This is a genomic window from Streptomyces sp. Je 1-79 (assembly GCF_025195125.1).
GTDB lineage: Bacteria > Actinomycetota > Actinomycetes > Streptomycetales > Streptomycetaceae > Streptomyces.
This window is the reverse complement of record NZ_JAMGSL010000008.1, coordinates 1-19,930: the sequence shown is the minus strand read 5'-3', so window position 1 is coordinate 19,930 and position 19,930 is coordinate 1. Positions and strand designations below refer to the sequence as shown.

At 70.9% G+C, this 19,930-nt stretch carries 21 protein-coding genes; 13 read left to right on the top strand and 8 right to left on the bottom strand.

What is annotated here, in order from left to right:
- Nucleotides 1–27: 27 nt before the first annotated feature.
- The 4 genes from M5362_RS17585 to M5362_RS17570 all read left to right on the top strand — a co-directional run bounded on the left by M5362_RS17585 (nucleotide 28) and on the right by M5362_RS17570 (nucleotide 2,501).
- Nucleotides 28–1,335, top strand: coding sequence for an MFS transporter (locus tag M5362_RS17585; RefSeq protein ID WP_260228521.1), 1,308 nt, complete (start codon nucleotides 28–30; stop codon nucleotides 1,333–1,335).
- 17 nt (nucleotides 1,336–1,352) lie between these two features.
- Nucleotides 1,353–1,469, top strand: a complete 117-nt coding sequence (locus tag M5362_RS17580; protein WP_260228520.1) for an SGM_5486 family transporter-associated protein — start codon at nucleotides 1,353–1,355, stop codon at nucleotides 1,467–1,469.
- 240 nt (nucleotides 1,470–1,709) lie between these two features.
- Complete coding sequence (locus M5362_RS17575; RefSeq protein WP_260228519.1) at nucleotides 1,710–1,916, top strand: hypothetical protein; 207 nt, start codon at nucleotides 1,710–1,712, stop codon at nucleotides 1,914–1,916.
- Nucleotides 1,917–1,982: 66 nt separating this feature from the next.
- Nucleotides 1,983–2,501 (top strand): histidine phosphatase family protein, encoded by a 519-nt coding sequence (locus tag M5362_RS17570; protein WP_260228518.1) that lies wholly within the window; start codon nucleotides 1,983–1,985, stop codon nucleotides 2,499–2,501.
- A gap of 72 nt (nucleotides 2,502–2,573) precedes the next feature.
- On the opposite strand, the gene serB is transcribed toward M5362_RS17570, so the two are convergent.
- On the bottom strand, nucleotides 2,574–3,788 hold the full coding sequence (gene serB, locus M5362_RS17565) for a phosphoserine phosphatase SerB (RefSeq protein ID WP_260228517.1): 1,215 nt from the start codon (nucleotides 3,786–3,788) through the stop codon (nucleotides 2,574–2,576).
- 458 nt (nucleotides 3,789–4,246) lie between these two features.
- Here serB and M5362_RS17560 point away from each other — a divergent pair, with 458 nt between their 5' ends.
- Complete coding sequence (locus M5362_RS17560; protein WP_260228516.1) at nucleotides 4,247–6,805, top strand: FHA domain-containing protein; 2,559 nt, start codon at nucleotides 4,247–4,249, stop codon at nucleotides 6,803–6,805.
- 73 nt (nucleotides 6,806–6,878) lie between these two features.
- Here the strand turns inward: M5362_RS17560 and M5362_RS17555 are convergent, their stop codons facing one another.
- The 3 genes from M5362_RS17555 to M5362_RS17545 all read right to left on the bottom strand — a co-directional run bounded on the left by M5362_RS17555 (nucleotide 6,879) and on the right by M5362_RS17545 (nucleotide 9,759).
- Nucleotides 6,879–7,613 (bottom strand): transglycosylase SLT domain-containing protein, encoded by a 735-nt coding sequence (locus M5362_RS17555; protein WP_260228515.1) that lies wholly within the window; start codon nucleotides 7,611–7,613, stop codon nucleotides 6,879–6,881.
- 302 nt (nucleotides 7,614–7,915) lie between these two features.
- Nucleotides 7,916–9,016 (bottom strand): S-adenosylmethionine:tRNA ribosyltransferase-isomerase, encoded by a 1,101-nt coding sequence (locus M5362_RS17550; RefSeq protein WP_260228514.1) that lies wholly within the window; start codon nucleotides 9,014–9,016, stop codon nucleotides 7,916–7,918.
- Nucleotides 9,013–9,759: an SDR family oxidoreductase gene (locus tag M5362_RS17545; RefSeq protein ID WP_260228513.1), complete on the bottom strand. Its 747-nt coding sequence runs from the start codon at nucleotides 9,757–9,759 to the stop codon at nucleotides 9,013–9,015. The genes M5362_RS17550 and M5362_RS17545 overlap by 4 nt, the downstream gene beginning before the upstream one ends.
- 334 nt (nucleotides 9,760–10,093) lie before the next feature.
- On the opposite strand from M5362_RS17545, the gene M5362_RS17540 reads away from it, so the two are divergent.
- From M5362_RS17540 to M5362_RS17530, 3 genes are all read left to right on the top strand, one after another.
- Nucleotides 10,094–11,239 (top strand): GAF domain-containing sensor histidine kinase, encoded by a 1,146-nt coding sequence (locus M5362_RS17540; protein WP_260228512.1) that lies wholly within the window; start codon nucleotides 10,094–10,096, stop codon nucleotides 11,237–11,239.
- Nucleotides 11,232–11,876, top strand: coding sequence for a response regulator transcription factor (locus tag M5362_RS17535; protein ID WP_260228511.1), 645 nt, complete (start codon nucleotides 11,232–11,234; stop codon nucleotides 11,874–11,876). Before M5362_RS17540 ends, M5362_RS17535 begins: the two co-directional genes overlap by 8 nt.
- Nucleotides 11,877–12,023: 147 nt before the next feature.
- Nucleotides 12,024–12,266, top strand: coding sequence for a chaplin (locus M5362_RS17530; protein WP_260228510.1), 243 nt, complete (start codon nucleotides 12,024–12,026; stop codon nucleotides 12,264–12,266).
- 87 nt (nucleotides 12,267–12,353) lie between these two features.
- Here M5362_RS17530 and M5362_RS17525 read toward each other — a convergent pair whose 3' ends face one another.
- Nucleotides 12,354–13,139, bottom strand: a complete 786-nt coding sequence (locus tag M5362_RS17525; protein ID WP_260228509.1) for a hypothetical protein — start codon at nucleotides 13,137–13,139, stop codon at nucleotides 12,354–12,356.
- A 152-nt stretch (nucleotides 13,140–13,291) separates the two neighbouring features.
- Between M5362_RS17525 and M5362_RS17520 the strand changes: the two genes are divergently transcribed.
- From M5362_RS17520 to M5362_RS17505, 4 genes are all read left to right on the top strand, one after another.
- Nucleotides 13,292–14,083, top strand: a complete 792-nt coding sequence (locus M5362_RS17520) for an ABC transporter ATP-binding protein (protein WP_260228508.1) — start codon at nucleotides 13,292–13,294, stop codon at nucleotides 14,081–14,083.
- Nucleotides 14,084–14,173: 90 nt separating this feature from the next.
- Nucleotides 14,174–14,602, top strand: coding sequence for an NfeD family protein (locus tag M5362_RS17515; RefSeq protein WP_260228507.1), 429 nt, complete (start codon nucleotides 14,174–14,176; stop codon nucleotides 14,600–14,602).
- A 116-nt stretch (nucleotides 14,603–14,718) separates the two neighbouring features.
- Nucleotides 14,719–15,678, top strand: coding sequence for an SPFH domain-containing protein (locus M5362_RS17510; protein WP_260228506.1), 960 nt, complete (start codon nucleotides 14,719–14,721; stop codon nucleotides 15,676–15,678).
- A gap of 96 nt (nucleotides 15,679–15,774) precedes the next feature.
- Nucleotides 15,775–16,542: a sulfite exporter TauE/SafE family protein gene (locus M5362_RS17505; RefSeq protein ID WP_260228505.1), complete on the top strand. Its 768-nt coding sequence runs from the start codon at nucleotides 15,775–15,777 to the stop codon at nucleotides 16,540–16,542.
- A gap of 57 nt (nucleotides 16,543–16,599) precedes the next feature.
- On the opposite strand, the gene M5362_RS17500 is transcribed toward M5362_RS17505, so the two are convergent.
- From M5362_RS17500 to M5362_RS17490, 3 genes are all read right to left on the bottom strand, one after another.
- On the bottom strand, nucleotides 16,600–17,106 hold the full coding sequence (locus tag M5362_RS17500; RefSeq protein ID WP_260228504.1) for an HNH endonuclease: 507 nt from the start codon (nucleotides 17,104–17,106) through the stop codon (nucleotides 16,600–16,602).
- A 164-nt stretch (nucleotides 17,107–17,270) separates the two neighbouring features.
- On the bottom strand, nucleotides 17,271–17,807 hold the full coding sequence (locus tag M5362_RS17495; protein ID WP_260228503.1) for a YbhB/YbcL family Raf kinase inhibitor-like protein: 537 nt from the start codon (nucleotides 17,805–17,807) through the stop codon (nucleotides 17,271–17,273).
- Nucleotides 17,808–17,850: 43 nt separating this feature from the next.
- Entirely contained in the window at nucleotides 17,851–18,633 is a 783-nt protein-coding gene (locus M5362_RS17490) for a sporulation protein (protein WP_260228502.1), read from the bottom strand.
- A gap of 104 nt (nucleotides 18,634–18,737) precedes the next feature.
- On the opposite strand from M5362_RS17490, the gene M5362_RS17485 reads away from it, so the two are divergent.
- Nucleotides 18,738–19,379, top strand: a complete 642-nt coding sequence (locus tag M5362_RS17485; protein ID WP_260228501.1) for a DNA-3-methyladenine glycosylase — start codon at nucleotides 18,738–18,740, stop codon at nucleotides 19,377–19,379.
- Nucleotides 19,380–19,930 lie beyond the last annotated feature (551 nt).

Below are 19,930 nucleotides of genomic sequence, written 5' to 3'. Positions count from 1 at the left end.
TCATCCCATGATTCTATGATGGCGCTCATGCATGACGAGCCGCAGACCCTCAAGACGGCCGCCCCGTCGGCCCGCACCCCCGTCACCGCCACGGCCGCCGCCACGGGGGATTCTCCCGCACCGGACCGTCCGGCCGTCTGGATCACCCGGCTCGTCGTCGTCGCACTGGTGCTCGCCGCGCTCAACCTCCGCCCCGCCATCACCAGCCTCGGCGCCCTCCTCGAAGAGGTCCGCGACGGGCTCCACATGAGCGGCAGCGTGGCCGGCGTCCTCACCTCCGTCCCCCCGCTCTGCTTCGCGGTCTTCGGCATCACCGCGCCCCGTCTCGCCCGCCGCTTCGGCCCCGCCGCCGTCGTCTGCGCCGGCATGGCGGCGATCTTCGCGGGCCTCGCGGTCCGCCCCTTCGCCTCCGGCACCGTCGGCTTCCTCGCCGCCAGCGCCCTCGCCCTCATGGGGATCGCCGTCAGCAACGTCCTGATGCCCGTGATCGTCAAGCGGTACTTCCCCGGTCGCGTCGGCACCATGACCGGGCTCTACTCCATGGCGCTCGCCCTCGGCACCTCCCTGGCCGCCGCTGCCACCGTGCCCATGACCCAGGCGATGGGCGGCAGTTGGCGCATGGGCATCGGTGTGTGGGCCGTCCTCGCCGCCCTCGCCGTCCTGCCCTGGATCCCGCTCGTGCGCGACCGGGGTGCGCGGTCGACCGCCGGCACCGCCCCCGGGGGCGCCGAGGCCGGCGCCCCGGCCGCCGCTCCGCTCCGGATCACCCGCAGCCGCACCGCGTGGGCCCTCGCCGCCTTCTTCGGCCTCCAGGCCACCGGCGCGTACATCACCATGGGCTGGATGCCGCAGATCTTCCGCGACGCCGGCGTCCCCGCCGGCACGGCCGGTGTGCTGCTCGCGGTCACGATGGTGATGGGCGTCCCGCTCGCCTTCGTCATCCCCGGCCTCGCGACCCGGCTCAGGACCCAGGGGCCGATCGTCGTCGCCCTGGGCCTCTGCGGCCTCGTCGGCTACAGCGGCCTCTACCTGGCCCCCGCCGGGGGCGCCTGGGTCTGGGCGCTGCTCCTCGGCGTCTCCAACTGCGCCTTCCCGCTCGCGCTCACCATGATCGGCCTGCGGTCCCGCACCGGCGCGGGCGTCGTCCGGCTCTCCGCCTTCGCGCAGAGCGTCGGCTACCTCATCTCCATCCCCGGCCCGCTCCTGGTGGGCGTGCTCTACCAGCACAGCGGCGGCTGGGGACTGCCCCTCGCGCTGATGGCCGGGCTGATGATCCCGCAGATGATCGTCGGCACCCTCGCGGGCAGGGCCCGGACCGTCGAGGACCAATGCTGAGATGCGAGACTGTCTCCATGCCAGTGCTCGACCCGAACCCTCAGAACGGCCAGAAGAAGCTCCTGCTCGTGCTCGGCGCGATGCTCGGGATCTCGGTCGTCATCGCCGTCATCGCCACGTTCGCCTCCCCCTGATCCTCGACCCCCGCCGGCCGGTCCCCGTCGTGCCGGCCTCCGTCGTGCCGGCGGACACCTGCGGCGGGCTCCGCCTCGGTGCCCCGCACTCCGGTGGGGTTATCCCCTCCATCCCCTAGGGGGCGAGTGTCAGGGTGAAGTGGGTGGATCACCGGATGGGCCCGCCGGTCCACGCTCCGTAGCGTGGGGACATCGCCGCAGTCACCGCTGCGGACGTCGTCCCGACCCACGGAGGCGGCCATGCCGGCCCGCACGCACACCCGGACCCCGCCGCCGTCCACCGGCGGCGTCGACACCCGGCTGCCCTGGTGGGTGCTGGCCCTGCCCGTGGCCGCGTTCGTCGCCCTCTTCCTTCTCATAGCGGGACCGGGCGGGGCCCACGCCGCCCAAGGGGACCCGTCGGTCGGCCGTCTCCTGGAGCAGATCCAGCAGACACTGCCCCGCTGACCCCACCGCCCGCGGCAGACCCAACACCCTGCGCCCGGCGGCCCGTTTCATGGGAAGCTGGAGTCCATGAGCGTCGATACACCCCGCAGGATTGTGCTGCTCCGGCATGCCAAGGCCGACTGGCCCCAGGTGTCCGACCACGAGCGACCGCTCGCCGAGCGCGGCCGCACGGACGCCCCCGTGGCGGGCCGCAAGCTCGCCGACACCGGGATCACTTTCGATCTGGCCCTCTGTTCGACCGCCGCCAGGACCCGCGAGACCTGGAAGCTGGCCGTTCACGAGCTGCCGCACCGCCCCAGGACCGTCTATGAGGAGCGGCTCTACGATGCCTCGCCCGGCGAGCTGGTCGCCCTGCTCAACGAGGTCTCCGACGAGGTGCGGTCCGTCGTCCTCATCGGCCACAACCCCGGAATGCACGCGCTCTCCGACTCCCTCGCGGGCTCGGCCGAGGGCGATGCGCTGGCCCGGATGACCCGGAGCGGCTTCCCGACCGCCGCCTTCTCCGTCCTGTCCTTCGACGGCTCCTGGAAGTCCCTGGAGCTCGGCAAGGGCACCCTGGTCGACTACTGGGCGCCGCACAGCTGACCCCCCGGCGTATGCCGGAAGGCCCGGTCACCGAGGGGTGACCGGGCCTTCCGCCGTATACGCAGGGTGCACTCAGTGCAGCAGATCCTCGTCGCCGTCCGCCGCCTCGACCTCTTCGCGGGTGATCCCCAGGAGGTACAGGACGGTGTCGAGGAACGGGACGTTCACCGCGGTGTGCGCGGCCCGGCGCACCACCGGCTTGGCGTTGAAGGCCACGCCGAGCCCGGCCGTGTTCAGCATGTCGAGGTCGTTGGCGCCGTCGCCGATCGCCACGGTCTGGGACAGCGGCACACCCGCCTCCGCCGCGAACCGGCGCAGCAGCCGCGCCTTGCCCGCCCGGTCCACGATCTCGCCGGTGACCCGGCCCGTCAGCTTCCCGTCCACGACCTCCAGGGTGTTGGCCGAGGCGAAGTCCAGCCCCAGCCGCTCCTTGAGGTCGTCCGTGACCTGGGTGAACCCGCCCGAGACCACACCGACCTGGTACCCGAGCCGCTTGAGCGTACGGATGAGGGTGCGGGCACCGGGGGTCAACCGCACCTCGGTGCGGACCTTGTCCACCACCGAGGCGTCGAGCCCGGCCAGCAGCTCCACACGCGCGTGCAGCGACTGCTCGAAGTCCAGTTCGCCGCGCATCGCGGCCGCCGTGACCTCGGCGACCTTGTCCTCGCAGCCGGCGTGCGCCGCGAAGAGCTCGATCACCTCGTCCTGGATGAGCGTGGAGTCGACGTCCATGACGACCAGGCGCTGGGCGCGGCGGTGCAGTCCGGCCGAGACCACGGCCACGTCCACCCCGATGCCGTGCGCCTCGGTGGCCAGGGCCGTCCGCAGCGGCTCGGTCTCGCAGCCCGAGACGGCGAACTCGACGGCCGTCACCGGATACTTCGCCAGCCGGAAGATACGGTCGATGTTGCCGCCGGTCCCGGCGATCCTCGCCGTTATGGCGGCGGTCTGCTCGGCGGTCAGCGGGTGTCCGAGCACGGTGACGTGCGAGCGGCCACTGCCGCGCGGACGGTTGTCACCGGTGCCGGAGATGATCTCGGCCTGGAGCTTCAGCGACTCCGCCCAGCTGTGGACGGTCGCCCGCAGCTCGCCCTGGGAGGCGACGGTCGGCTCGGTGACGAGCGCGCACAGGACGAGGCGGCCGCGGGAGACGACCTGCTCGATGTCCACGACGTCGACGGAGTAGGCGGCGAGGGTGTCGAAGAGCCCGGCGGTGATCCCGGGACGGTCCTTCCCGAAGATCTTGACGAGAAGGGTGGGAACGTCTGAGGTCTGCGATGCGCTCATGGTGCTTCCACCGTATCGGGCACCGCGTGCCACCAGTCACCCCGTCCCGCGTACCGGACACGCGGCCGACGGCACACCAGCCACCGTAGCTCCACGCGGACTCCCACCGCGGCATGACGCCGCCCGCGACGGAGCCCTCGCACCGACGCTCGCGCGGCCCTCACACCGACCCTCGCCGACCCTTCCCGCCGACCCTCGCGGGGCCCTACCGCCGCCCTTCGCGGAGTCCTCGCACCGACCCTCGCGGAGCCCTCCCGCGGACCTTCGCGGAGGCTTCCCGCCGACCCCTCCCGCCGACCTTCGCGAGCGCTCCGGCGCAACCCCGTCGCGAGCCGGACCCTCTCTGCGGGGTCTTCACACAGCCCGACTTTCGGAGTAGGGGCCCGGCCTGAAATAGTTCCCCCCGATGTTCGCCATCCCTAGACTCCCATCGACGGGGGTACATCGGGGGACAAATAGTGGGGCATGGAGTGCCAGAACTCGTACTGGAATTGAACGGAAGGACCTGGACTCTCGATCCGTCCAGGTCGTACACCCTGGGACGCGATCCGCAGGGTGACCTGGTGATCGACGACGCCAGGGTCTCGTGGCGACACGCCACCATCAGCTGGGGCGGCCGGAGTTGGGTCATCGAGGACCACGGCTCGACCAACGGCACCTTCGTCCAGGGGCAGCGGATCCACCAGATGGAGATCGCCCCCGGATCCGCGGTGCACCTCGGCAACGCGACCGACGGGCCGCGGCTGAATCTCGCCGCCGGTGCCCCGGCCTCGCAGCAGGCCGCGGCGCCCGCCGCCGCCAACGCCCAGCAGGCCGCCGTACAGGCCGACTGGGCCACGCACCAGGCACCGCCGCCCCAGCAGAGCTGGCAGCAGCAGGCCCCGCAGGCTCCGCAGCCCCAGCAGCAGTCGCACGTCCCGCACCAGCAGGGCGGCCCCGCCGAGCAGTTGGCGCAGAAGGTGCCCGGCCAGGGAGGCGGCGTCGCGGGGGCGCCGCCGGTCTACGGCGACCGCAGCCCCACCACGTTCCACCAGCTGGCCCTCGGTCACGTCATGCGCATCGGTCGTGCGCTCGAGAACGAACTGGTCGTCTCCGACCTCCAGGTCTCGCGCCACCACGCCGAGTTCCACGCGACGCCCGACGGCCGGTTCGAGATCCGCGACCTCGGCTCTCACAACGGCACGTACGTCAACGGTCAGCCGATCGCCAAGGGCGGCTCCGTCCTCATCGGCCCCAACGACATCGTCGGTGTCGGTCACTCGACCTTCCGTATGGTCGGCGGCCAGCTCGAGGAGTTCGTCGACACCGGCGAGGTCTCCTTCTCGGCCCGCCACCTCACGGTGACGGTCGACGGCGGCAAGCAGATCCTCAAGGACGTCACCTTCGGCGTCCCGGAGAAGTCGCTCATCGGCGTCATCGGCCCGTCCGGATCCGGCAAGTCGACGCTGCTCAAGGCGCTCACCGGCTACCGCCCGGCCAACGAGGGCGACGTCCTCTACGACAACCGCAGCCTCTACAAGCAGTTCGCCGAGCTGCGCCAGCGCATCGGTCTGGTCCCGCAGGACGACATCCTGCACAAGGAGCTGACCGTCCAGAAGGCGCTGCGCTACGCGGCCAAGCTCCGCTTCCCGGGCGACACCGCCCCGGCCGAGCGCGAGGCCCGCATCGACGAGGTGCTGCGCGAGCTCAAGCTGGACATCCACAAGGAGAAGAAGGTCACCTCCCTCTCCGGTGGCCAGCGCAAGCGCGTCTCCGTCGCCCTGGAGCTGCTCACCAAGCCGTCGCTGATCTTCCTGGACGAGCCGACCTCCGGCCTCGACCCGGGCATGGACCGCGACGTCATGCAGCTGCTGCGCGGTCTCGCCGACGACGGCCGCACGGTCCTCGTCGTCACGCACTCGGTGGCCGAGCTCGGTCTCTGCGACAAGCTGCTCGTGATGGCGCCCGGCGGCTCGGTGGCCTACTTCGGCCCGCCGGAGGAAGCGCTGAACTTCTTCGGCTACAGCACCTGGGCGGATGTCTTCTCCGCCTTCGAGAACTATCGCGACTACGACTGGGCGGGCCGCTGGAAGGGCTCGCAGCACTACCAGATGTACGCCGCGGACATCGACGCCGTCGCCGCCCAGCCCGTCCAGATGCCGCAGCAGGCGATGGCCAGGCCGCCCAAGCCGCAGGGCTGGGGCTCCCAGCTGTGGACGCTGATCCGCCGCTACTCCTCGGTGATCGCGTCCGACAAGGGCTTCCTGGGCCTCATGGTGATCCTGCCGGCCGTCCTCGGCCTGGTGTCGGTCGTCATCCCGGCCGACTTCGGTCTCGCGGCGCCCAAGCCGCCGTCCCGGTTCAACGGCGACGCCGGCACGATCATGCTGATCCTCGCGGTCGGCATGTGCTTCTCCGGCGCCGCCAACTCCGTACGAGAGCTGATCAAGGAACGGGTCATCTACGAACGGGAGCGGGCCACCGGCCTGTCCCGCTCGGCGTACCTGATGTCCAAGGTCATCGTCCTCGGCGTGATCACCGCCCTCCAGGGCGTGATCATCTGCGGCATCGGCTTCGCCACCCGTGAGCTGCCGGCCGAGGGCCTGGTCATGCCGCCGGCCGTCGAGCTCTGCGTCACGATCATCGCGCTCGGCTTCACCTCGATGATGTTCGGCCTGGTCATCTCCTCGCTGGTGAAGACCGCCGAGAAGACGATGCCGCTGCTCGTGATGTTCGCGATCGTCCAGGTCGTGTTCACCGGCATCCTCTTCCAGGTGTACGGATCGCCCGGCCTGGAGCAGTTCGCCTGGCTCATGCCCTCCCGCTGGGCCATCGCCGCCGCGGGTTCGACCCTGGACCTCGCGCACCTGATGCCGCCGTGGGACCACAAGGACCCGACCAACCTGGACCCGCTGTGGGACCACACGGTCGGCCAGTGGGGCTTCAACCTCACCGTCCTGCTCGTCATCGGCATCGTCTGCGGCGTCGCCGTGGCGCGTCTGCTGCGCCGCCACGAGCCCGAGGTCATGCGCAAGTAGCCGCGGGGCCCCACGAGACGCCGAAGGGCGGCACCCCTGCGCGGGGTGCCGCCTTTCGCGTGTCCTGACAGGCTCAGTAGGCGCTGTTGACGTTGTCGATCGAGCCGTAACGGTCGGCCGCGTAGTTGGCGGCGGCGACGAGGTTGGCGACCGGGTCGTACTGGTCGAACTTGGTGCCGGGGATGTGGTAGGCCTTGAAGGTCGGGTAGATGACCTGCAGCAGGCCCTTCGACGGGACGCCGTTGATGGCGTTGATGTCCCAGTTGTTGATGGCCCGCGGGTTACCGCTGGACTCACGCATGATGTTCTTGTGCAGGCCGTTGTACGTGCCCGGGATGTTGTGCTTGTCCATGATGAACAGCGCCTCGCGGATCCAGCCGTCGAGGTTGTTCGCGAAGACGGGCGTGCGGGCGGCGGCACGGCTCGCGGCCGCCTTCGCCTCGGCGCGCTTCTTCGCGTCGGCCTTGGCCTTGGCCTCGGCCTTCGCCTTGGCGGCGGCCTTGGCCTTCGCGTCGGCGGCGGCCTTCGCCTTGGCGGCGGCCGCGGCCTCCGCCTCGGCCTTGGCCTTCAGGCTGATCGCGTCCTGCTGAGCGGTGAGGCTCGTGTGCAGCGCCTTGGCCTGCGGGCTGTTCGCGTCGTAGGCCAACGCGACCTGCTGGGTGTTGCCGAGTGCCTGCGGCTCGGTCTCCGCGGCGGCGTTGCCGGGGACCAGAGTGAAGCCGAGGGCGACGGCGCCAAGGGCGGCGACGCCGGCCAGGGAAGCCTTGTGCGTCTTCTTCAGGCGATAGTGACCAGGAATGTTGGACATGCGGGACTACCTCTTCGAATCGCTGGGGGGTCGCTCAGGCCGGGGCGGCGCTGCGCCTGCTCGGCGGCGACGAACGCAATTCTTAGCGGCAGCAAAATGCTGTGGCAAAGGTGTGACGTACGACCTCGGGTAGTGGATCAGGGGCCTGTGCATAGCGCACCAAAACCCCCATGAGGCCTGCTTATACGGCCCTCATCTGCCGAAAACGGACAACTAGAAGCCTTCGTAAGTGACGTGGGTCCTATGCCCGGGCTCACATCGGGCACGTAACGAACTCACCAGGCGTTGCTCGCGCAATGCACTCAGTGAGTGCCCTCCTCCGGGAGGACGAGATGGACGTCGCCGAACTCGTGCCAGAGGTAGAGCCCTTGTACCGCCTCGGTGTAGGCCCGGTGCAGAGCGGGCCGCCCGGCGATCGCCTCCAGCATCAGCAGATGCGAGGCCTCGGGCTCGTGCAGCCCGGTCAGCAGTCCGTCCACCGCCCGCACGCCGCGCGCCGGGGTCACGACCAGCTCGGTCCACCCCGACTCCGGCCGCACCACGCCCCCGCCGTCCGCCGCCGACTCCAGCGCCCGCACGGCCGTCGTCCCCACGGCGATCACCCGGCCCCCGCCCGCCCTCGCCGCGTTCACCAACCGGGCCGTCGCCGCCGGCACCTCGAAGCGCTCCGGATAGGGCGGCTCGTGCGCCTCCGCCGACGCCACCCCCGTATGCAGCGTGAGCGGAGCGAACTGGATCCCCCGACTCACCAGCTCCGCCACCAGCCGGGCCGTGAAGGGCCGGCCCGCGCTCGGCATCTCCGCCGACCCCGCGCCGTCGGGGGAGGGGAGCGCGAAGACCGTCTGGTACACGGAGAGCGGCTGGTCCCGCTCCGTGTACCCATAACGGATCGGGCGCCCGTACCGCGCCAGCAGAGCCGGTACGGGGGTGTCCACCCGCGCCCACCACAGCCTCGTCGCCCCCGGAAGCAGCGGATCCGTCAGGACGAGAGCGGCGCCACCCGGCAGCCGGATCACCGACCCCGCCGGACCGCCCGGCCGCGGCAGCGTGCTTCCCTTGCCGTCCGGCTCCCGCACCTCGACGGCCCAGCGGCCGCCGCCGGACCGCGTCCGGGGATGCCCGCCGTCCCTCCGCGTCGAGAAGTGCACGACGACCGGGTCGCCGCCGCCGTCCGCGCCCAGCCGGCCCGTCACGGCCGCAGCGAGCGTCGTGCTCGTGTTCACGACCAACACGTCCCCGGCCCGCAGTACCCCCGGCAGCTCCCGGAAGGCGTGGTGCGACACCTCCGTCCCCCGCGACACCATGAGCCGTACGTCGTCCCGCCCCAGCCCCGGCCCCCGCTGCTCGGCCGGGACCCGCGCCGACAGCTCCGCGGGCACCCCGAGACTCTCCAGCAGGCTCATCGGACCCCCTCCGCCCGAACCGTCCCCGCGGCCGTCCCCGCATCCGTCGGATCCGGCCCGGCAGGGTCCGACGCCGCGTACCGCCCGCTCGGGGGCCTGCGGTCGAGCAGCGCGAGGAACCCCGGCACCACCGACTCCGGCGCGGGACGCGGATCGTCGTCGTCCGGGACGGCCGCCGTGTACAGATCCGTCGCCATGTCACCCGGATCCACCGCCCACACCCGCAGCCCCGGCTCCTCGACGGCCAGCACCGCCGCCAGCTGGTCGAGCGCGGCCTTCGACGCCCCGTAACCGCCCCACGTCCCGTACGCCTCGACCGCCGCGTCCGACGACACCGCGACCACCGTCCCCTCCGCGCTCGCCCTGAGCAGCGGCAGGGCCTCCTGTACGAGACCCAGCGCGGCCACCACGTTCGTCTCCAGCGCCGCCCGCAGACCGGCCGGCGGCAGGGCCTCCAGCCGCACCAGAGGCTCGGCCCCGAGCGCGCTCGCGTTGTTCACCAGCAGATCCAGCCCCCCGAGCTCCCGCGCGGTGGCCACCAGTGCCCGGCGGTGCGCGGCGTCCGTCACGTCCCCGGCGAGCGCCACGACCCGCGCCCCCCGCGCGCGTGCCGCCTCGGCGCTCTCCTGGAGCGCCCCCGGCGTCCGCGCGTCGAGCACCAGATCCCAGCCCCGCCCCGCCAGTGCACCGGCCAGTGCGCGGCCGAGCCCCTTCGACGCCCCCGTGATGATCGCGACAGCCATGGCATCCATCCCCTCTTCCGGTGATGGACCCAGCCTCCGGCGGCCGCCCCGCCCGCCGCCTCGTCCGCGGGCCCCGACCGCGCACGGCACTTCGGCCTAGTCCCTCGGTCCTAGGCGATCGCCGTCCCCGGACGGATACGGACTGTCACAGCCCGCCGGTACGGTGGATCCATGAGTCACCGACCTAGCTCGTGTCGTCGAAATGACCACCGGCCGCGAGCGGCGGCTGGCGCAGCGCATCGCAAGGCGGAGGATCGCCCTCGTACCGGACGTACTCGGGCGACTCCGACACGCGGCGAGGTGCCGTGCCAGGGGTCGGGAGCAGGGGGCCATGGTGACGACAGGGCCTAGCTCCGGCCTCGCCGCCGTGAGCACCGCGCTCCTGGCGATGAGCCGCCACCTGGAGGTGCGCGACGTCCTCAAGACGATCGTGGCCTCCGCCCGTGAGCTGCTCGACGCGGAGTACGCGGCGCTGGGCGTCCCCGACGACCACGGCGGCTTCGCCCAGTTCGTCGTCGACGGCGTCAGCGACGAGCAGTGGCGGGCGATCGGCCCGCTGCCCCGCCAGCACGGCATCCTCGCGGCGATGCTCCACAAGGCCGAGCCCGAGCGCCTCGACGACGTCCGCAAGGACCCCCGCTTCGAAGGCTGGCCGTCCGCCCACCCGGACATGTCCGACTTCCTCGGCCTGCCCATCCAGGACGGCGAGGAGACGATCGGCGCCCTCTTCCTCGCCAACAAGCGCTGCCCCAAGCCGGACGGAGGCTGCGGCTTCACCGAGGCGGACGAGGAGCTGCTCTCGATCCTCGCCCAGCACGCCGCCATCGCCCTGACCAACGCCCGGCTGTACGAGCGCAGCCGCGAGCTCACCATCGCCGAGGAGCGCTCGCGCCTGGCCCACGAGCTCCACGACGCCGTCAGCCAGAAGCTCTTCTCGCTCCGGCTCACCGCCCAGGCCGCCGCCGCCCTCGTCGACCGCGACCCGGCCCGGGCCAAGGGCGAGCTCCAGCAGGTCGCCGCCCTCGCCGCCGAGGCCGCGGACGAGCTGCGCGCCGCCGTCGTCGAGCTGCGCCCGGCCGCGCTCGACGAGGACGGCCTCGTCCACACCCTCCGTACGCAGATCCAGGTCCTCGACCGGGCCCACACCGCACGGGTCACCTTCGACAGCTCGGGCGTGCGCGCGCTGCCCGCCGCCCAGGAGGAGGCCATGCTCCGGGTCGCCCAGGAGGCCCTGCACAACGCCCTGCGGCACGCGGAGCCGGAGCGGGTCGCCGTCTCGCTCTTCCGGCACGGCCAGGGCGCGCTGCTCACCGTCACCGACGACGGCAAGGGGTTCGACCCCCGTACGGTCCGCCGGGCCGGCCGGCACCTCGGCCTGGTCTCCATGCGGGACCGGGCGGGCGGCGTCGGGGGCAGACTCACCGTGACATCGGAGCCGGGCGGAGGCACCACGATCGAGATGGAGGTTCCCGGTGGCTGACAAGGTCATTCGCGTTCTGCTGGTCGACGACCACCAGGTGGTGCGGCGCGGCCTGCGGACGTTCCTGGAGGTCCAGGACGACATAGAGGTCGTGGGGGAGGCCTCCGACGGCGCCGAGGGCGTCGCGCGGGCGGAGGAGCTGCGGCCGGACGTGGTCCTGATGGACGTCAAGATGCCCGGCATGGACGGCATCGAGGCGCTGCGGAAGGTCCGGGAGCTGGCGAATCCGGCGAAGGTGCTGATCGTCACCAGCTTCACCGAGCAGCGCACGGTCGTCCCCGCGCTGCGCGCGGGCGCCTCCGGGTACGTCTACAAGGACGTGGACCCGGACGCCCTGGCCGGCGCCATCCGCTCGGTGCACGCCGGCCATGTGCTGCTCCATGCGGAGGTGGCCGGGGCGCTGCTCTCCCCGGAGGAGGGGCACGGAGGGACGGGGCGCGGCACGACGCTCACGGAGCGGGAGCAGGAGGTGCTCGGCCTGATCGCCGACGGCCGGTCGAACCGGGAGATCGCGCGGGCGCTCGTCCTCTCGGAGAAGACGGTGAAGACGCACGTGTCGAACATTCTGATGAAGCTCGACCTGGCGGACCGGACGCAGGCGGCGCTCTGGGCGGTGCGGCACGGCCTGACCACGTGAGACGCATGAGGCGGAGGGGGCACCTCCGTTCTCATCTTCATACCGTCGTGTGTATGTCCCCCGTTCGGCGCAACCCGACGGGGGCGGGGGCGTTCTCCATGGCGTGCTGCGGCGGCCGGCCGCGGCGAATACCAGGAGGATCCTGAAGTGAAGAACCTGAAGAAGGCCGCTGCCCTCACCATGGTCGCCGGCGGCATCGTCGCCGCGGGTGCGGGTGTCGCCTCCGCGCACGGCGCGGACGCGCACGGCCAGGCCCTCAACTCGCCGGGCGTCGCGTCCGGCAACCTGGTGCAGGTCCCGGTCCACGTCCCGGTGAACGTCTCCGGTAACACGGTCAACGTGATCGGCCTGCTCAACCCGGCCTTCGGCAACGGCGCCGTCAACCACTGACGCCCCCGCCACGAGCCCGGCGCCCCGGACCATCCCCCCGGGCCGCCGGGCTCAGCCGTACCCCGAAGCCCCCGCGCGACCGGCGACTCAGCGTTCCCGTTCCCTTTCCTCCACATACGCGTTGTACGCGGCGACCTGCGCCCGCCTGGCCACCCGCTCCACCGGCCGCAGAGCCGCCCCCCTCGCCGCCATCTCCGAGGCGCTGACCGCGCCGCCGTGCCCGTGGTCGTACGCCAGGTCGATCAGCAGGCCCACCCGCTGGGCCAGCTCCAACACCCGTACCGCGCGCGCCGGATAGCCCGGGGCCAGCACCTCGCGGCCCGCCTCCGCCCGGGCCCGGTACGCGTCGCGCGCCGCGTCCGCCACCGGGCCCGACGCCGCCACGTCCAGCCGCGTCAGCACCGCCGTCGCCTCGCGCAGCGCCTCCGCAAGCTCCCGCTCCGCCTCGCCCAGCGACGGCACGTCCGCGGGCGGGGCCTCCCGCACGGTCAGGCAGCGCCAGACCACCTCCACATGCACGTCACCCGCCGGACCCGCCTCGGTGACCTCGGGCACCAGACCGTACGGAGCGCCGAAACCGACCACCGCCTCCTCCGCCTCCAGCGCCCTCGCGTTGAAGTCCGGAGGCCCGCTGAGCCCCAGCGGATGCCCCGGCGTCGGCAGCGCCACCCGCCACCCGGTCACCCCGAGCCGCCGCAGCCGGCCGAGCGCCAGGGTCAGGCCGACCTGCGCCGCCTCACCCGGCAGCCCCTCGACGCGGTGCACCGTGTCGTTCCCGACAATGGCCAGTGCCGCGTCGTCCGGCGACACCGATCCGGCCAACAGGGCATTGCCCCAAGCGGCCAGCCGTCCTGAGCGTGGTTCCGAAAGCATGCCCACAGCGTAGGGACTCCCCGCACCGGAGAACGGAAGTACCGGACCTAAGGACCGGCCCGCTCCGACAGTGGCGTAGGTTTTCCCTGGACGCCGCGCCCACAGGCGCACGGCGACGACACGACTCGACCGCAAGGGGAGACAACGCGCTCATGAGCGATGTACTGGAGCTGGTGGACGTATCCGTGGTCCGCGACGGACGGGCTCTGGTGGACGATGTCTCCTGGTCGGTCAAGGAGGGCGAGCGGTGGGTCATCCTCGGCCCCAACGGCGCCGGCAAGACCACCCTCCTCAACATCGCCTCCAGCTACCTCTACCCGACCACCGGCAAGGCCAGGATCCTGGGCGAGCGGCTCGGCAAGGTCGACGTCTTCGACCTCCGCCCCCGCATCGGCATGGCCGGCATCGCCATGGCCGAGAAGCTCCCCAAGAGGCAGACCGTCCTGGAGACCGTCCTCACCGCCGCGTACGGCATGACCGCCACCTGGCACGAGGACTACGACGCCGTCGACGAGCAGCGCGCCCGCGCCTTCCTCGACCGCCTCGGGATGACCGAGTACCTGGACCGCAAGTTCGGCACCCTCTCCGAGGGCGAGCGCAAGCGCACCCTCATCGCCCGCGCGATGATGACCGACCCCGAGCTCCTCCTCCTCGACGAGCCCGCCGCCGGTCTCGACCTCGGCGGCCGTGAGGACCTCGTCCGCCGCCTCGGCCGCCTCGCCCGCGACCCGTACGCCCCCTCCATGATCATGGTCACCCACCATGTCGAGGAGATCGCCCCCGGCTTCACCCACGTGCTGATGATCCGACAGGGCAAGGTGCTCGCCGCCGGCCCGATGGAGACCGAGCTCACCTCGCGCAACCTCTCCCTCTGCTTCGGCCTCCCGCTCGTCGTCGAGCACGTCGGCGACCGCTACACCGCACAGGGCCTTCCGCTGAAGTAGCGGGACGCACAACGGAGTCGGAGCCAGGGCGCCGCGACCGCACAGCATCGCGCCCTGTCCGACTCGTCCCCACCGCCCTACCATGACCACGTGGACATCGACGCATGGGTCTGGTGGCTGATCGGCGCCGTGGGACTGGGCATTCCGCTCGTCCTCACCGCGATGCCCGAATTCGGCATGTTCTCCGTCGGCGCGATAGCCGGAGCCGTCACCGCGGCTCTCGGGTTCGGCATCGTCGCGCAGGTGGTCGTCTTCGTCATCGTCTCCGTCGCGCTGCTCGCGGTGGTCCGCCCCATCGCGGCACGGCACCGCAACGGACCGCCCCAGCACGCCTCGGGCATCGACGCACTGAAAGGCCGTCAGGCCGTCGTACTGGAACGGGTCGACGGCGCCGGAGGCCGTATCAAGCTCGCCGGCGAGGTCTGGTCCGCCCGCGCGCTCGACTCCGGACTGAGCTTCGAACCCGGCGACCAGGTCGACGTGGTCGACATCGACGGGGCCACCGCCGTGGTCATGTGACCCGAGCCGCTTGACCGAACGCCACACACGGCGGCCCGCCTTCTGGGAAACTCGATCATCGAAACCAACCCGGCACACCCGGCAGAGAACCGGCAGCGAAGGGCACAGGGAACACGATGTCAGCAGTCATCATCGTCCTGATCATTCTGGTGGTGCTTGTCTTCATCGCCCTGATCAAGACGATCCAGGTCATCCCGCAGGCGAGCGCCGCGATCGTCGAGCGGTTCGGCCGCTACACCCGCACGCTCAACGCGGGGCTGAACATCGTCGTCCCGTTCATCGACTCGATCCGCAACCGGATCGACCTCCGTGAGCAGGTCGTCCCGTTCCCGCCGCAGCCCGTGATCACCCAGGACAACCTCGTCGTCAACATCGACACCGTCATCTACTACCAGGTGACCGACGCCCGGGCCGCGACCTACGAGGTCGCCAGCTACATCCAGGCCATCGAGCAGCTCACCGTCACCACCCTGCGGAACATCATCGGTGGCATGGACCTGGAGCGGACCCTCACCTCCCGCGAGGAGATCAACGCCGCCCTGCGCGGAGTCCTCGACGAGGCCACCGGCAAGTGGGGCATCCGCGTCAACCGCGTCGAGCTCAAGGCCATCGAGCCGCCGACCTCCATCCAGGACTCGATGGAGAAGCAGATGCGCGCCGACCGCGACAAGCGCGCCGCGATCCTCACCGCCGAGGGCATCCGCCAGTCGCAGATCCTCACCGCGGAGGGCGAGAAGCAGTCCGCGATCCTCCGCGCCGAGGGCGAGGCCAAGGCCGCCGCCCTGCGCGCCGAGGGCGAGGCCCAAGCCGTCCGTACGGTCTTCGAGGCCATCCACGCCGGCGACCCGGACCAGAAGCTCCTCTCGTACCAGTACCTCCAGATGCTCCCGAAGATCGCCGAGGGCGACGCCAACAAGCTCTGGATCGTGCCCAGCGAGATCGGCGACGCCCTCAAGGGCCTCTCCGGCGCCTTCGGCAACCTCGGAGGCGGAGCGCCCGGCTTCAACACCGGCGCCGTGCCCGGCAGCCGCAACGGCAACGACTCCGAGCGCCGCGAAGCGCCCCCGCTCGACTGACGCGTACACACGGTCGTGCATGATCAGTGCGAGCCCCTCGACCCCGACGGACGTCAGGGCGGGGAGGCGAGCCTCTGATCTTGTAAGGAGATGGCGTTGTCCATCTGGGAAGTACTGGCGGTCTTCGCGGCCGGCGTCGGGGCCGGCACCATCAACACCATCGTCGGATCGGGAACGCTCATCACGTTCCCCGTCCTCCTCCTGACCGGACTCCCACCGGTCACGGCCACCGTCTCCAACGCCCTCGGCCTGATCCCCGGCTCCATCAGCGGAGCCATCGGCTACCGCGAGGAGCTCAAGGGCCAGCGCCGCCGCATCCTGCGCCTCGGCACCGTCGCCGCGATCGGCGGACTCGGCGGAGCCGTCCTCCTGCTGACCCTCCCCGCCCAGGCCTTCGAGACCATCGTCCCCGTCCTCGTCGCCCTCGCGCTGGTCCTGGTCATCCTCCAGCCCCGCATCTCCAAGGCCGTCCAGGCCCGCCGCGAGCGCAGCGGCAGCCCAGGAGACCCCGACGGCGGCCCGCTCCTGCTGACCGGCCTGCTCCTCGCGAGCGTCTACGGCGGCTACTTCACCGCGGCCCAGGGGATCATCTACCTCTCCCTCATGGGCATGCTCCTCGCGGACACCCTCCAACGCCTCAACGCCGTCAAGAACGTCCTCGCCGCGATCGTCAACAGCATCGCCGCGCTCTTCTTCCTCTTCGTCGCCGACTTCGACTGGACCGCCGTCCTGCTCATCGCCGTCGGCTCGGCCATCGGCGGCCAGGTCGGCGCCAGGGTCGGCCGCCGCCTCCCGCCCCCGGTCCTGCGCGCCGTCATCGTCGTCGTCGGCACGGCCGCCATCGTGCAGCTGCTGCTCCGCTGAACGACACGGGCCCGCTTCCCCCCGAGGGGAGCGGGCCCGTACAGCCACGGATACGGATCAGGCCGCCGAACCGGCCAGCCACTGCGGCAGCTCCGCCCGCTCACCGGCCCGCATCGCCAGCAGCATCGCGTCCGCGGGCGTCGGCACGAACGGCTCGTGCAGCAGCGGCATCCCCGCCTGCTCCGGCGTCCGGTCCGCTTTGCGGTGATTGTCCTCGGCGCAGGACGCCACCGTGTTCAGCCAGCTGTCCCCACCACCCTGAGCCCGCGGCACCACGTGGTCCACGGTCGTCGCCCGTCTCCCGCAGTACGCGCACCGGTGCTGGTCCCGGACCAGCACACCCCGTCTCGACCACGGAGCCTGTCTTCGGAACGGCACCCTGACGTAGCGGCAGAGCCTGATCACCCGGGGCACCGGTATGTCGACGGCGGCGGCACGCATGCGCAGCTCGGGGTGGACCTGCTCGACGACGGCCTTGTCCTGGAGGACAAGCACCACCGCACGGTTGAGTGTGACCGTCGACAGCGGCTCGAAGCTCGCGTTGAGTACCAGCGTGTCCCGCATTGTGCCCACCTCCCGTGTGCCGGCCCCGCCCCGATACAGGGCTCCGGGCTCGGATCAACTCTGGCCGGGCGCGCCGGGTAGGACAACGCAATATCTCTGCGCAACGAAAGATGCCCGCTTCTGATCTCTCCAAGACCAGAAGCGGGCAAACAACAAACGAACGCTCAGCTGTCCGCGGGAGCCGTGTACTCGGCGACGAGCTGCGCGCGCCCCAGCGTGTGGAACCGCAGGTTGAACCCGACGGCCGCCGGCGAGGCGTCGGCGTCCGGCCCGAGCCGCTCCGTGTCCACCGCGTACACGGTGAAGACGTACCGGTGGTTCTCACCGGCCGGGGGAGCGGCGCCTCCGAACTCCTTCGAGCCGTAGTCGTTACGGACCTGCACGGCACCGGCCGGCAGCCCCTCGAAGGAACCGGAACCCGCACCGGCGGGCAGTTCGGTGACCGTCGCCGGGATGTCGAACAGCACCCAGTGCCAGAACCCGCTGCCGGTCGGCGCGTCAGGGTCGAAGCAGGTGACGGCGAAGCTCTTCGTCTCCGCCGGGAACCCCTCCCAGCTCAGCTGCGGAGAGACGTTCCCCTCCCCGTACACCTGAGCGTCCTTCAGCACTCCGCCCGGCACGATGTCGTCGCTCACCACGGTGAACGCCGGCACCGGCGGATGGAAGTCGTGAGGGAGCGGCGCCCTCTTCCCCTCGGCCACGTCCGTACCTCCGTATCGCCCGATCTGCTGTACCCGGCTGAGCCTAGAGCCAGTTGCGCTTGCCACCGACGTCGGCGAGCCACTGGTTCAGGTAAGCGACCCAGTCGGTCGTGTGGAAGTCGTTCAGCCCCACCTTGAAAGCACGGAAGGAGTCGCTGCCCTCACTGAAGAGCCCCGGCTTCTTGTCCATCTCCAGGACGACGTCCATCTCGCGGTCGTCCGCGACGAAGCTGACCTCGACCTGGTTGAGACCGCGGTACTGCTGCGGCGGGAAGAACTCGATCTCCTGGTAGAACGGCAGCTTCTGCCGGGTCCCGCGGATGTGCCCGCGCTCCATGTCCGCGCTCTTGAAGCGGAAGCCCAGCTGGATGAAGGCGTCCAGGATCGCCTGCTGCGCCGGCAGCGGGTGCACGTTGATCGGGTCCAGGTCACCGGAGTCGACCGCACGGGCGATCTCCAGCTCGGTGGTCACACCGATGTTCATCCCGCGCAGCTGCTGCCCCGCGATCGAGGTGACCGGCGTCTCCCACGGGATCTCCAGGCCGAACGGCACGACGTGCACCGCACCCGCCTGCACCGTGAACGCACCGCCGAGCCGTACCTTCACGAACTCGATGTCCTGCTTCGTCTCCTGATCGGTGCCCTCGACCTCGACCCGCGCCTGCAGCCCGACGGAGAGCCCCTCGATCTGCTGGTCGACCGAACCGCCCTGGATCCGCACCTCGCCCTGGACGACGCCACCGGGGACGACGTTCTCCTCGGTGAGCACCGTCTCCACGGACGCGCCGCCGGCGCCCAGGCTCGCGAGCAGCTTCTTGAATCCCATGAACACTCCCTCTTGGACCTGCTTGGCCTTGACCTCTACATACGCGCGACGACCGTAGCCGGTTCCCCGGCACTTCCCGGAGCACCCCAGTACGCTCGGACGCCATGAGCGAGAGCCCCGACCGTACGCCGCTCCCGCGGACCTTCTTCGACCGCCCCGTACTGGAGGTCGCCCCGGACCTGCTGGGCCGCATCCTCGTACGGAGAACGAGCGAGGGACGCCTCGAACTCCGCCTCACCGAGGTCGAGGCGTACGCCGGCGCCATCGACCCCGGTTCCCACGCCTTCCGCGGCCGCACCGCCCGCAACGCGGTGATGTTCGGCCCGCCCGGACACGCGTACGTCTACTTCACCTACGGCATGTGGCACTGCCTCAACCTGGTGTGCGGCCCCGAGGGCCACGCGAGCGGGGTGCTGCTGCGGGCGGGCCAGGTCCTGGAGGGCGCCGACCAGGCCCGCAAACGTCGACTTTCGGCCCGATACGACAGAGAACTGGCCAAGGGCCCGGCCCGCCTGGCCACTGCCCTCGACGTCTCCCTCTCCTTGAACGGCACCGACACCTGCGCCGGCCCCGACGCCCCTCTCTCCCTTCTCTCAGGCACCCCACCCACGTCCGACCTGGTGCGCAACGGCCCCCGTACGGGAGTGGGCGGCGACGGAGCCCCGCACCCGTGGCGCTTCTGGATCGACGACGATCCGACGGTGAGTCCGTACCGCGCCCATGTGCCCCGCAAGAGGTCCTCTTGACCCGACTTGACTCGGGTGCTGCGGACGCCTAACGTAGGCGAGCCGCTTGAAACGGGGCGTGCTTGTTCAAGCACCGCGAAGCGGCCATCCACTACCTACGACGAACCCCAACGGGTGCGGATTTCGGCATGCCGAAATCCAGTCCGAATGGCTCGATTATGAGTCGCAGGGGAATTCGGCTAAAGTAGTGACCACGCCGAAAGGCAAGGCAGCCAACAGGCCACCGGAAACAAAATCCGAACCGGAAACGGAACGGAAAAGGATCTGGTAAGGTTGGAAACACGAAAGACCGAAGGGAAAAGCCCGGAGGAAAGCCCGAGAGGGTGAGTACGAAGGAAGCGTCCGTTCCTTGAGAACTCAACAGCGTGCCAAAAATCAACGCCAGATTAGTTGATACCCCGTCCATCTTCGGATGGTCGAGGTTCCTTTGAAAAAGTCCACCCTCCGGGGTGGCACACAGCGAGGACGCTGTGAACGAACGGTCCTATTCCGACCGATCGTTCCGCTCTCGTGGTGTTCAGCCGGCTGTGCTAGTTCACTGGCCGAGCAAA

Coding starts and splice junctions, on each gene's coding strand:
- M5362_RS17585 (WP_260228521.1), top strand. CDS start 28: ATGCATGACGAGCCGCAGACCCTCAAGACGGCCGCCCCGTCGGCCCGC.
- M5362_RS17580 (WP_260228520.1), top strand. CDS start 1,353: ATGCCAGTGCTCGACCCGAACCCTCAGAACGGCCAGAAGAAGCTCCTG.
- M5362_RS17575 (WP_260228519.1), top strand. CDS start 1,710: ATGCCGGCCCGCACGCACACCCGGACCCCGCCGCCGTCCACCGGCGGC.
- M5362_RS17570 (WP_260228518.1), top strand. CDS start 1,983: ATGAGCGTCGATACACCCCGCAGGATTGTGCTGCTCCGGCATGCCAAG.
- serB (WP_260228517.1), bottom strand. CDS start 3,788: ATGAGCGCATCGCAGACCTCAGACGTTCCCACCCTTCTCGTCAAGATC.
- M5362_RS17555 (WP_260228515.1), bottom strand. CDS start 7,613: ATGTCCAACATTCCTGGTCACTATCGCCTGAAGAAGACGCACAAGGCT.
- M5362_RS17550 (WP_260228514.1), bottom strand. CDS start 9,016: ATGAGCCTGCTGGAGAGTCTCGGGGTGCCCGCGGAGCTGTCGGCGCGG.
- M5362_RS17545 (WP_260228513.1), bottom strand. CDS start 9,759: ATGGCTGTCGCGATCATCACGGGGGCGTCGAAGGGGCTCGGCCGCGCA.
- M5362_RS17525 (WP_260228509.1), bottom strand. CDS start 13,139: ATGCTTTCGGAACCACGCTCAGGACGGCTGGCCGCTTGGGGCAATGCC.
- M5362_RS17520 (WP_260228508.1), top strand. CDS start 13,292: ATGAGCGATGTACTGGAGCTGGTGGACGTATCCGTGGTCCGCGACGGA.
- M5362_RS17510 (WP_260228506.1), top strand. CDS start 14,719: ATGTCAGCAGTCATCATCGTCCTGATCATTCTGGTGGTGCTTGTCTTC.
- M5362_RS17500 (WP_260228504.1), bottom strand. CDS start 17,106: ATGCGGGACACGCTGGTACTCAACGCGAGCTTCGAGCCGCTGTCGACG.
- M5362_RS17490 (WP_260228502.1), bottom strand. CDS start 18,633: ATGGGATTCAAGAAGCTGCTCGCGAGCCTGGGCGCCGGCGGCGCGTCC.
- M5362_RS17485 (WP_260228501.1), top strand. CDS start 18,738: ATGAGCGAGAGCCCCGACCGTACGCCGCTCCCGCGGACCTTCTTCGAC.